At 34.5% G+C, this 11,694-nt stretch carries 16 protein-coding genes; 14 read left to right on the top strand and 2 right to left on the bottom strand.

Annotated features, from left to right (window positions below; genetic code table 11):
* The first annotated feature begins 125 nt into the window (after nt 1-125).
* The 6 genes from SM124_RS15285 (at nt 126) to SM124_RS15260 (ending at nt 4,292) form a co-directional block, all read left to right on the top strand.
* The gene (locus tag SM124_RS15285; protein WP_322447385.1) at nt 126-791 is read left to right on the top strand and encodes an Lrp/AsnC family transcriptional regulator; all 666 of its coding nucleotides are present in this window, start codon (nt 126-128) and stop codon (nt 789-791) included.
* A gap of 79 nt (nt 792-870) precedes the next feature.
* Entirely contained in the window at nt 871-1,338 is a 468-nt protein-coding gene (locus SM124_RS15280) for a hypothetical protein (protein WP_322447384.1), read from the top strand.
* Between the two features lie 103 nt (nt 1,339-1,441).
* Complete coding sequence (locus SM124_RS15275) at nt 1,442-2,005, top strand: hypothetical protein (RefSeq protein ID WP_322447383.1); 564 nt, start codon at nt 1,442-1,444, stop codon at nt 2,003-2,005.
* A gap of 27 nt (nt 2,006-2,032) precedes the next feature.
* A complete protein-coding gene (locus SM124_RS15270) occupies nt 2,033-2,503 on the top strand; it encodes an NUDIX domain-containing protein (protein WP_322447382.1) in 471 nt (156 codons plus the stop codon).
* A 230-nt stretch (nt 2,504-2,733) separates the two neighbouring features.
* The gene (locus SM124_RS15265) at nt 2,734-3,474 is read left to right on the top strand and encodes a class I SAM-dependent methyltransferase (protein WP_322447381.1); all 741 of its coding nucleotides are present in this window, start codon (nt 2,734-2,736) and stop codon (nt 3,472-3,474) included.
* 149 nt (nt 3,475-3,623) lie between these two features.
* Nucleotides 3,624-4,292, top strand: coding sequence for an AlkZ-related protein (locus SM124_RS15260; protein ID WP_322447380.1), 669 nt, complete (start codon nt 3,624-3,626; stop codon nt 4,290-4,292).
* Between the two features lie 118 nt (nt 4,293-4,410).
* Here the strand turns inward: SM124_RS15260 and SM124_RS15255 are convergent, their stop codons facing one another.
* Nucleotides 4,411-4,602 (bottom strand): DUF1272 domain-containing protein, encoded by a 192-nt coding sequence (locus tag SM124_RS15255; protein WP_322447379.1) that lies wholly within the window; start codon nt 4,600-4,602, stop codon nt 4,411-4,413.
* Between the two features lie 296 nt (nt 4,603-4,898).
* Between SM124_RS15255 and SM124_RS15250 the strand changes: the two genes are divergently transcribed.
* From SM124_RS15250 to SM124_RS15225, 6 genes are all read left to right on the top strand, one after another.
* Nucleotides 4,899-5,360, top strand: a complete 462-nt coding sequence (locus tag SM124_RS15250; RefSeq protein WP_322447378.1) for an NUDIX hydrolase — start codon at nt 4,899-4,901, stop codon at nt 5,358-5,360.
* Nucleotides 5,361-5,506: 146 nt separating this feature from the next.
* A complete protein-coding gene (locus SM124_RS15245; protein WP_322447377.1) occupies nt 5,507-5,848 on the top strand; it encodes a zinc ribbon domain-containing protein YjdM in 342 nt (113 codons plus the stop codon).
* Nucleotides 5,849-6,006: 158 nt separating this feature from the next.
* Nucleotides 6,007-6,399: a DUF4440 domain-containing protein gene (locus SM124_RS15240; RefSeq protein WP_322447376.1), complete on the top strand. Its 393-nt coding sequence runs from the start codon at nt 6,007-6,009 to the stop codon at nt 6,397-6,399.
* A gap of 16 nt (nt 6,400-6,415) precedes the next feature.
* Entirely contained in the window at nt 6,416-7,036 is a 621-nt protein-coding gene (locus SM124_RS15235) for a zinc dependent phospholipase C family protein (RefSeq protein ID WP_322447375.1), read from the top strand.
* Between the two features lies 1 nt (nt 7,037).
* Complete coding sequence (locus SM124_RS15230) at nt 7,038-7,961, top strand: helix-turn-helix transcriptional regulator (protein WP_322447374.1); 924 nt, start codon at nt 7,038-7,040, stop codon at nt 7,959-7,961.
* Nucleotides 7,962-8,025: 64 nt separating this feature from the next.
* Complete coding sequence (locus SM124_RS15225) at nt 8,026-8,673, top strand: MBL fold metallo-hydrolase (protein WP_322447373.1); 648 nt, start codon at nt 8,026-8,028, stop codon at nt 8,671-8,673.
* A gap of 53 nt (nt 8,674-8,726) precedes the next feature.
* Here the strand turns inward: SM124_RS15225 and SM124_RS15220 are convergent, their stop codons facing one another.
* The gene (locus SM124_RS15220) at nt 8,727-9,623 is read right to left on the bottom strand and encodes an SH3 domain-containing protein (RefSeq protein ID WP_322447372.1); all 897 of its coding nucleotides are present in this window, start codon (nt 9,621-9,623) and stop codon (nt 8,727-8,729) included.
* A 290-nt stretch (nt 9,624-9,913) separates the two neighbouring features.
* Between SM124_RS15220 and SM124_RS15215 the strand changes: the two genes are divergently transcribed.
* Both SM124_RS15215 and SM124_RS15210 read left to right on the top strand, forming a co-directional pair.
* Complete coding sequence (locus tag SM124_RS15215; RefSeq protein ID WP_322447371.1) at nt 9,914-10,975, top strand: LLM class flavin-dependent oxidoreductase; 1,062 nt, start codon at nt 9,914-9,916, stop codon at nt 10,973-10,975.
* A 114-nt stretch (nt 10,976-11,089) separates the two neighbouring features.
* Nucleotides 11,090-11,623, top strand: coding sequence for a GNAT family N-acetyltransferase (locus SM124_RS15210; protein WP_322447370.1), 534 nt, complete (start codon nt 11,090-11,092; stop codon nt 11,621-11,623).
* Nucleotides 11,624-11,694: the final 71 nt, after the last annotated feature.

Genomic DNA, 11,694 nt, shown 5'->3' with positions numbered 1-11,694 from the left:
ATCGTGTCAAGTAATATTTTAAAAATTCTGACTATACGCAACTATTGCTATATAAAGTAAACACTGCAAAAATAAGGTTAGTAGAAATTTGCTATGGTAGAAGCAGTCTTGCTTGGAGGTCTAAGATGAAACTGACAAATCGAAGGAAACAGTTTTTAGAACAAATTGTACAAATGTACTCGGAAACAAATGAACCGATTCATTATAAAGACATAGCCGAATTGATAGGAGTAAGCAAGTGGACTGCCTATGATATGTTAAAGGAACTTGAAAAGAGTGCTTTCTTAGAGCGTACGTATGTGGTAAACCAGAATGAAACAGGGAGATCCATGGTGGTGTATGTGCCAACGGATAAATCCATAGGTTTGTTTGATTTGCCTAGAAAAAATATAAACAAAGCGGAAGAATGGGAAAAGATTAAACATGAGGTCCAATCTTTTATAAAACGAAATAGTGGATGTGAAAAACCTATAGAACCTTTATTAGAGATTCTTACAAAAGTTGAGTTAAAGGTAGAGCTATGCGCTTATTTTATTGCTGTACTTTTAATCTATTTGAATAGACAAGGTGAAACGATTAAGGGACTGACCATTAATCTTCTTAATGTATCAAAAACACCTGTTATCCAGCTATCCACTTTTGCGGGAGCTGTTATTGGGATGATCATTGACTCTGCCAGTGATGAAATCAGTCCAGAGATGGTTAATCTAGTAAAACAATTTATGGACACATTTGAGGAACTAAACGAGGAAGAATTGAAGTATATGATTGATTTTATAAATGAAGCTTAGATTATGGAAATGATCAAACAAACACACAAGCAATATGGACAGCCATTTCATATATTGTAGTAAAAAAGGAGATTCTGAAATGGCGAGTATTGAAAATTTCCCACAAAATTTGTTGGATGAACATGCCGAGTGGCACAGGAATATGAGAATGGATGATTTTCGAGCAGGGGACGGTTTAGACTTTTTACAATTTCATAGAGATTTTTTAAGGAAATCTTTAAGGTGGTATAGAAATCAGGGGCTGGATACAAGACTAGTACAACCTTGGAGAGCAATTCCTTCAGACTTGAAAAATCACCCAAGATGGGGAAGGGAACTTCTTGAAGCGGAAAACAGGATAGTCAATTCTCCGGAATCCTTTAGATCTTCAGATGAATTAGGTATCTATTTACAAAGCACTTCTCTACATGATGCGGTCCATGTGCTAGGGGCTGAAGTTTATAATGACCCCGATTTCAGTCTAATATTTCTTTCACCAAGAAGCACTTATTTTTATAACTGGCATGGATTAATTGACCAATGGTATAGTAATGTAGAGCATTTATAATTTTTTCCAGTACCCATATTGGGTGCTTTTTTACATGTATGTATAAAATATTCTTTTTGGTATGGATATTTCTATTAAAATATCTTTATATGGGGGAATGACAGTGAATCAAGCAACCATTCATGCCATAAACGAAATGGTGTTTATGGACAAACTAAATTTATTTGAAAAGCCAGATGTAATCCTTTATCATCCCGGACACTTCCCAGAATTGAATGACCAATTAGTTGCGTACTACAAAAGTGTAGGTGCAAGCTTAATTATGATACCTGGAGTGTATAATTCATTTTTGAATGGTATTGAATATGAATTTTATGCACCATTATTAATTCGTGAAGGTATTGAAAAAGAAAAATTAGTATCAATATCAGCAGATACATTGGCAAAAGGTGTAGAGGGTGTGGTTGAGTCGGCATTTAGTTATATCAATCAAACTGAATACAAAAATATTCTATTGGCTGGTAAGTCTTTTTTTTGTAGAAGATTCTATTTATTATCCTCTATTTACGCAAATGATGAAAAGGTAATTGATATTTTACCACTCGAGGATAATAGAGATATTACACCATCGAAGTGGATAAATAGTGAAAAAGGGAGGGCAAGAGTTTTAAATGAAATTGGTCAATATTCCAAGATCTTGACTGATAAATATCCAATTAATAAATAAATACTTTTTAGTGGGTGGGGAAAATTTATGAATTTCCACATTAGAGTTAGAGCAGGAGCATTAATCATTGAGAATAACTCCATACTCTTAATTGAATTTAATGATGAAAATGGATTGCATTATAATCTACCAGCAGGTGGGGTAGAACCAAATGAGTCAGTGAAAGAGGCAGTAAGAAGAGAGGCATTAGAAGAAGCTTCTATTAATATTGAAGTCGGGCCATTAGCCTTTGTCTATGAGTATGCACCGCACTTAAATTCTAATCTCTACGGTAAAACACATTCAATAGGGTTGATGTTTGATTGTAAGCTTAAGGGCGATACTAAGCCAATAATGCCTAACAATCCCGATCCCAATCAGACAGGGGTAAAATGGGTTTCAATAGATGAGTTGAAAAATATTGTTCTATATCCAAACATAAGGGAACAGATTTTTGGCTATGTTAGGCACAATAGAAACATAGAATTAATTGAAGAGCAGTTTTTAGGTAGATACTAATAATAGGATTTTAATTGAGGGCCACATTATGAAGAAGAAATTGAGTTTATTTGAATCATTTGGTTATTATTTAATAGGGTTCGGTTTATTTTTAGTAATATTTAAAGAGGTCAATTTTCTACATACACTGATTTTAATAATGGGGTTAATATTAATCTTTATTTACATATATACCAGTAGACGGAAAAATAATTGATGAGTCCGTAATTGCTCTTAAGGAGGGAAAGCTTATGAAACAAAATATATATGATCATCCGATTTTCTTTAAAGAATATACTTCCTTAAGGGAATCAGGTGTTACTTATAACGATTTCGTTGAACAACCTGCGATAAAATCCTTGCTCCCAACGTTAGACGGTAAAACCGTTTTAGATTTAGGTTGCGGAACGGGCCACTTTGCTAAGTACTGTGTGAATCACGGTGCATCAAAGGTGTGGGGAATAGATATTTCAAGTAAAATGATTAAACGGGCAAAAATGGAAAACAACCATGATCATATCGATTATATTTGTAAACCAATAGAAGACTTAGAGCTAGCAAATCAAAAATTTGATTTAGTTGTTAGCTCTTTAGCAGTGCACTACATAGAAGATTATTCGGCAGTTGTTAAGAAAGTGAGCGGTTTATTAGTCGAAAATGGCGAATTTATTTTTTCAACTGAACACCCGATTGTAACAGCAAATAAAGAAGCTAAAAAGTGGGTCAAAGACTCGCAAGGAAATAATTTGCATTGGCCTTTAGACAACTACCAAGAAGAAGGGAAAAGAGAACAACATTGGTATATTGACGGTGTGGTAACCTATCATCGAACCATTTCAACTTTAATTAATACTTTGCTTGATAATGGATTAGCTTTAGAAAAATTGCTAGAGCCTCAATCAACTCCAGAGGGATTAAAGGTAATGCCCAAAATAGTGAACGAAACACGGAGGCCATCTTTTATTGTCATAAAATCAATCAAGAAAAACTAGGGCAAGGGATTAGTATTTGAGTTAATAATAAACCGCATTGTTGAAGAGGAATTATTATGATTTTAGTAGAAATTATAAACTAGACAGAAAGAAATCCTGTATGTTCAAAACATACAGGCATTTTTATATAAATAAGGAGTCTAGACCCTATGAACGAAAAAATTAAAACTTACGATGAAGCAGTTAAAGTAGTACAGGACATTGGTTTACTTCCCCTAGCCCCGTTAGTTCCTGGCTATCCTTCTTTGAATAGTATTACATCACCAGAATCGTGGCATTCAGAAACGGAATTCGACCCATGGATATGGAGAACTAAGTTTTCGGTTGATGGAGTGGCAGGATACGGAAAATTCATAAAGAAAAAGTCTGTATTAATATCTAGGGAGCTCCTTCCTTACGTAAAAAAAGTAATAGGTAGCGAGCTTTCGGTAGAATCCCGTTACCAGAGCGGAAATATGTCAAAAGTAGCCGTAGAAATGTATAACATTGTTAAAGAAACGGAAGGGATCGATACTAGGTTATTACGAACAAAAGCAGGTTTAAGGGATAAGGAACATAAGAAGATTTTTGAAAATGCCTTATTAGAGCTGCAAGGAAGTATGGATCTTGTTATCTCCGGAATAAAAGAAAAGATAAATGAAGATGGAGAGAAAAACGATTGGAACAGTACTTCTTTTGAAACCTACGATTCATGGGCGGATAGAAATGAAATTATGGTGGTTGATATAAGTCGGGAAGACGCCAGAATCTATCTTTTAGAGCACTTTTCAAAGTTTAGTAGCCAGGAAACGTTGAAGAAGTTTCAGAAGATATTTTGATATCTCAATGAACTCCAACAATAAATATGGGCTGTTCAAAAAGTCATTTTACTGACTATTTGGACAGCCCCTTTGTTTTATATTTTTTATATCTATACAGTAATTCGGGTCTTTAGAGTTATAGTAAGCAAACATTCTCTGACTTTCTAGGTCTTTTAACCAATTCTCCGCCACAGTTTGGACAGACATGATTCATCTCTTCCGTACATGGAGAGCAAAAAGTACACTCATGCACACAAATATATGCGATTGAGTGGTCATCTATGGTTGAGTTACAACGCTCACATTCTTTTCTCATTTCTAATGCCATGTTAAATTCCTCCATTCATTGGTTTAGAAGAAATATAACATTATAAATAGGAATGGATAAGGTACAGTTTTAATTAATATTTCGGGTACAGCTTTGTAATGAGTCGTTTAATGTTAGACAGTTTCGTTTTCTCATTAATAATGGATTTCATATTTGTTACCTCCCATGGGATTATTTGCAAGAATATGGTAGCATAGTATAGTAATCAAAAAGAATATTCTAATAAAATTTCTTTGGCACTGTAAGATAGGTATTGAAGTTTAAGAAGTTAGTAGTGATTACTAGGAGGAAATAAAGTGGACGTAGTTTTTAAAACGGAAAGTGGTGTATTTAATTTCCGTGTAGCTGGTGTTATGATACGAAACGGTCATATTCTTATTCATCGAGATAGAAAAGATGATGCTTGGTCACTTCCTGGTGGTAGAGTTGGATTGGGGGAGGAATCCCAAGTGGCACTTCGAAGAGAATTTAAGGAGGAACTTGGGGTAGACGTAAAAATAGAAAGACTAATGTTTTCGATAGAGAATTTCTTTGGTTATAATGGTCATCGTTTTCACGAGGTGGGGTTTTATTATCAAGTTACAGATGACAGCTTGCCATTGAATACGGATGAATTCTATGGGTTAGAAGGAGATCGATTAATCTATAGATGGATTCCAATTGCGGCACTTCACGAGATAACCATATATCCAGAGATTTTAAAAACAGAACTACAAAATATCTCAAATTATCCAAAGCATTTCGTTGTCAATGATTAATCAATCTACTTTAATATTCGTTTTGGATATACCTATAGTAGGAATTGAAAATAGTAATATACTATGACAGTATATAGATATAGAAATTATGGATTAATTTCATAGAATACATATTAGAAAAAACGTTGGAGGTATTTATTTTTATCATGTCAACTTTACCAAATTGTCCAAAATGTCAATCAGAATACACGTATGAGGATGGAAGCTTGTTCATATGTCCAGAATGTGCACATGAATGGACTGCCGATTCGGAAATACAAACTACAGAAGACACTCTGATTGTAAAAGATGCAAATGGTGCCATCCTTGCTGATGGAGATGCAGTTACTGTTATTAAGGACCTTAAAGTAAAAGGAAGTTCATCAGTGCTTAAACAAGGAACAAAAGTAAAAAGTATCCGTTTAGTAGACGGCGACCATAATATCGATTGTAAAATTGATGGTTTTGGTGCGATGAAATTAAAGTCTGAGTTTGTTAAAAAAGCATAATACTTGTAATAAGTGAAATTTAAAGAGTTGAGGGCATAGAAAACTGCTTCAACTCTTTTTTCTTTTGTGGATTATATTCTATCCCTTGAGAGGACTAGGTATATAAATTAATGGTAAAATATAGATAAATAGAGTTCAAGGCAAGGGGAGTTGATTACATGCTAAAGGAAGCACTTAAAGCGGTAGAAAATTACAGAAAAATGGTTAATGGTGGGGATGTAAACGAAGTTAATGCATGGATTTCCAATGATTTTATTGGATACTTTGGGTATTACAATGATAGAGATTATGAAGTTTATACTGGAGAATCATATAAACAATCAAACGTTGAAACATTTAGCTCATATGAGGGGAAAAGTCCATATTGGGATTATCATGATTTAACACATAACATGAGGTCTGAAAGTGAAATTATCATTTCTTCTATTGTTGATTTTTATTTATCAAATAAAAAGGTTGCCACTGCATTAGCGATGGAAGTTTTTAGAAAGGAAAATGAGGAATGGAAGCTTTATAGGCAACACATGGAAAGGTATGCGGACGTAAAATAAATGGGTGATAGATATAATGAAAGGAGATGTAATGATGGGATCTAGAATGATGCACGCCATTATAGCAAACCGAATAGCGGACCAATTATCTATTAAAGACAAGCCGTCCTTCTTACTAGGAGGAATTGCTCCTGATGCAGTTTCACCAAAAGAAGCATCCCATTTCTATAGTGGAGATGTAAATGATTATACGAGAAGAATTGATTACGAGCAGTTTATACATAAATATAATAAACATATTCATTCTGACTATATGTTAGGTTACTATACCCACCTCATAGCAGACGATTTATGGCTTAAAGGATTTTATTTACCTTGGCTAAAAAATCGTATGGAGAAGGATGAGAGTATTTTTACCCAATATCATCAGGATTTTCGCTTATTAAATGGTAAATTATTAAACTATTACTCAATAGCTGAAGAAATAAAGGCTAACCTTCAAAATGATGGTGTTGTAATTGAATTAGAAGAGGTTAGTAGAAATGCTGTAATTCATTTCATTCCTCATATTATTGAAGATATCCATTATAATTCAAGTGTCATTCATGAACCTTTGAATGTTTTTACACTAGATCAAATAGTGGGTTATATCGAGACTTCTGTAGATATGGGTCTTATGCATTTAAAGAGAGTATAATATGAGAGTTAGTAGAATGTTGTCCATACTATTAATCATATTAAAAAAGGGAAAAGTAACCGGCAAAGAACTTGCTGAGCACTTTGAAGTATCACTTCGAACCATCTACCGAGACATTGAAAAAATTGGTGAAGCGGGGATTCCGATTGCCTCCTTTGGTGGAAAAGGTGGCGGTTATTATATTATGGATTCCTACAAAGTAAATAACCTCTTTTTAAATAACCGTGAAGCTAATATTTTTATTGAAGTAATGAACAATCTGGATTTTTTGTTCGGGAGCAATAACCAGTTTAATGATGTAGTCTTAAAGTTTGAAAATACATACAAAAAAAGTTCAAATCTAACAGACAACTTAAACATTAATATGTCCCATTTTAGTATGGAACAAGAGTTAGTGCAGTATTTAGGAATAATGAACAAAAGTATAGAAGAAAGCAGATTACTTGTCTTTGAATATGTGAACCGGAATTTGGAGTATAAGGAAAGAACGGTAGAGCCTTTACAAATCGAATTTTATAAAGGGCATTGGTATTTAATAGGCTTTTGCAGACTCCGAGATGATTTCAGGAGGTTCAAATTAGTTCGAATCAGGAATTTACGAATAGGGGAATTCTTTGTTGGCCAAAGTCTAACAACAGTAGAAATTAATCAAATCCTTGATGATGGCTTTAGAAAACAGAGTATAAATATTGCTCTAAAGTTTTCAAATCGTATAGGGGAGCAGCTAACAGAGTATTTTAGCGTAGATAAAATTACTAGATTAGAAGACGGACACTTTCTAGTGGAAGATTCCTATCCTAACAACGAAGGGTTAATTAAATTTATTTTAGGCTTCGGTCTTGATTGTGAAGTGCTGAAGCCAACTGAGTTAAGGGACGAAGTAAAAGAATATACAAAAAATTTATACCTTCAATACAATGACTGACATACTGTTGTCAGTCATTGTGTTTTATATTGGAACTAAATAATAGGAAAAGTGAGTGAGAGAAATGAAGTTTGAAAAAATAAAAAATAGAAATTATGTTTTTACAAAAAATACTCCTTGGGGATGGGATCTTACAATTCATGTCATTAAGGGCGATAAATTTAACTATGTAATCGACACAGGGCTAGGGTCTGAACACTTTGCTCCTGTACTAGAATTTATTATGCATGACAACAAACCAATAATTGCCATCAATACCCACTACCACTGGGATCATATTTGGGGAAATTCATCTCTTCCAAATGGCATGCTCGTTTCTCATAAATTATGTAGAGATATGATTGAGGAATATTGGGAAGAGATGATACAGAAAAATCAAAAGTGTATCGAAGGGGAGACGGCAATGGTTCTACCTAATGTAACCTTTGATCAAGAATTATACTTTCCGGAAGATAAAATAAGACTTATCTATACACCGGGACATACGATTGATTCTATTAGTGTGTTGGATGAAGTGGAAGGGGTTTTAAATGCAGCTGATAATATTGGCGACTCTTTAGAAGAACTGATTCCTAGTCTAGCCATAGAAAAAGAGCAATATATACAAACATTATTGAAGTATAAAGAGCTAGATTTTGATACTTGTATTTCGGGTCACAATGTCGTCCTAGATAAGAGTGTGATTGACCAAATACTGAATTTGATACAATGAACTACATAGAAAAAGTCCCTTTGGAGATTTCTTTCCAAGGGGACTTTTCCGTTTTAGATTTTCTTTCTATAGTGAAAACCACTGTTGTATTTATAACCTTTTTTTCCAATACAAACGGTTAGCGAACCAAGATGTTTTGAGTAATGAAAGCGAACTTGTCGGTTATCTAAATAAAAGGTTTCCTCAGTATAGGAATCCATATTTTTTTCATGTGCAATGTTATAGATAACGGTATAAAGCTCGTGGTAATAAGTAGGATAATAGAATCTCAAGATTTCCCTAACAGTTGAAGGGATAAGTTTTTCTTCCTCTGAAACTCCCGGGTAATCCCACGATGAGATATCTAGAAATGCTTCTGATACTTTGTTCGTATTATAGGTTAAAACTTCTTTTCCATATTCACTGACTGCCAGTGTTCCATTTGGTGCAAAAGAATAATCATTATCAAAACGTCCTGCGCCTAGCCCAAAACCAAGTGTCTCTCCAATCATCTTCAGATTGGTTTCAGGATTGTTTGTTGGTTTCCCTTTTAATGATGGTACTTTCGTTTTAGGGACAGGTGCTTTTTTGGATAGCTTCTTAAAGGTTCGTACCGGTTCAATAAATTCACTAATTTTACTATCTGGCACTAGCTTGGAGACATGTTTACCATCTATGTAATGTTTTTCGTCCCCTGGATATCCCACTCGATACCACCCATTGGACATTTTTTCAACAATAACTGGATGTACAAAACGTTTAATTTTTCTAATTTTCTTATATGAAGTACCAGGCCCTGAATATACGTCTACAAAGAGTGGTTTAATAACAGCATACATATTCTCGCCCTTATAGTACTTCTTCACTACTTTAACAGAGGCTTTCTCGGCAGCGTTTATAGTTGTTGCTTGGGTAGTAGGATAGCTTGAGACCAATAAAATTAGCAAAGTAGCTATCAAAATTTTTTTCATAAATCCTCCTCCTAGATGACTTAATATAGGTTAATGTAACTATTACATTTTACCATAATTACGCATATTAATAGTTACTTTTACCTAATTGGAAAGATTTACTATGTAAAAATTGAAATCAACTCAATACACGATTAGGAAATTCTTTAAGACTTGTTGATGGAGAAAAAAATGAGGAAGATTTATAATAGGGCTATCTTAATAAAGGTAACTTATTCCTTCTGTGAAGATAGTAGGATTAGAAGTTTAATTAGATAACACCATCATTAAAATAAATAGGAGGAAGAGTTGTGGAAATTGGGATTAGTACATTTGTAGAGACCACTCCTGATGTTAAAACAGGAGAAGTAGTTAGTCATGCACAAAGAATTCGTGAAGTAGTAGAGGAAATAGTTCTTGCTGATCAAGTAGGGTTAGATATTTTTGGTGTAGGAGAACACCACCGTGAAGATTTTGCTGCTTCTTCTCCTGCGGTTATTTTAGCAGCTGCAGCTTCAAAGACGGAGAAAATCAGATTGACAAGTGCCGTTACCGTTCTTTCTTCTGCCGATCCAGTTAGGGTCTATCAAGACTTTGCCACAGTTGATGCCATTTCTAATGGACGTGCAGAGATTATGGCAGGTCGAGGATCGTTTATCGAATCTTTTCCTCTATTTGGATATGACTTAAAGGATTATGATGAGCTCTTTGAAGAGAAGTTAGATTTATTGTTGAAAATTTGCTCGTCTGAAAAAGTAACATGGCAGGGGAAACATCGTGCCGCTATCAATAATTTAGGAGTTTACCCAAGAGCTGTGCAAGATCCATTGCCAGTGTGGATTGGTAGTGGTGGTAATTCAGAATCTGTTGTCCGCGCGGGACTACTTGGTTTACCACTTGTTTTAGCTATTATTGGGGGAAGTCCACGACAATTTGCTCCACTTGTTAAGCTATATAAAAAAGCGTTAGAGCATGCCGGTCATGATTCGTCCAAGTTTCCGGTTGCGTCACATTCCCATGGATTTATTGCGGAAGAAACAGAACTAGCAGCTGATAAGTTTTTCCCTTCCACTCAACATGTTATGAATAAATTGGGTCGAGAAAGAGGCTGGAGTCACTATGATCGTTCTAGCTTTGATTCAGCAAGAAGCTTAGAAGGAGCCTTATATGTAGGTGACTCAAAGACTGTTGCCGAGAAAATTATTCACTTACGAAAAAATGTAGGAATTACACGTTTTATGCTCCATGTACCGGTTGGCTCCATGCCTCATGAAGATGTCATGAACGCAATTAAACTACTCGGAACAGAAGTAGCCCCAATAGTTCGAAAAGAAGTGGCTATTTGGGAAGCGGAAAACAAAGAACAACTTTAAAGGAAGAAGAGTTGCGGATATCCTCTGTAACTCTTTTTTATTTGTTAAACATTCAAAATATTATGTTAAGATAAAATAGTAATGGATAAGCAAAATATAAGGGAGAAAAAATAAATGACCATTCATATTAGACAAGAAAAGACTGAAGACTATTCAATAGTCGAAGAAGTTATTAAAAGTGCGTTTGCAGATATGGAAATCAGTGATAAAACTGAACATGAACTAGTGGCACGAATTAGAAAATCAGAGGCTTTTATCCCTGAACTATCATTAGTAGCAACAAACGAAGAGGAGAACATTATAGGGCATATTCTTTTTTCAAAAATACACATTGTTAATGACACTCACTCAGAGGAATCACTTGCCCTAGCTCCTGTTTCTGTTCTACCAGACTTCCAAAATATTGGGGTTGGTAAGCTTTTGATTAATGAAGGACTTAAAATAGCAAAGGAACTTGGATATAAATCCGTCGTTGTGCTCGGCCATCCTAATTATTATCCAAAGTTTGGATTTGAGAAAGCCTCCTCATGGGGAATTAATCCTCCTTTTAAAGTACCAGACGAAGTATTCATGATAATGGAACTAAGAGAAAACGCCTTAGAGGGTGTTTCTGGAGTGGTTGAATATTCGAGTGCATTCTCCGGATAAGGACAATTTTAATATTTGAAATAAAAAGGGCTTTCGTAGCTCTTTTTTTGTTTTAAAAAGTCCTTTAATTA

Source organism: Robertmurraya mangrovi (assembly GCF_034427655.1).
Lineage (GTDB): Bacteria > Bacillota > Bacilli > Bacillales > Cytobacillaceae > Robertmurraya_A > Robertmurraya_A mangrovi.
This window is presented reverse-complemented; position numbering and strand designations above follow the sequence as displayed.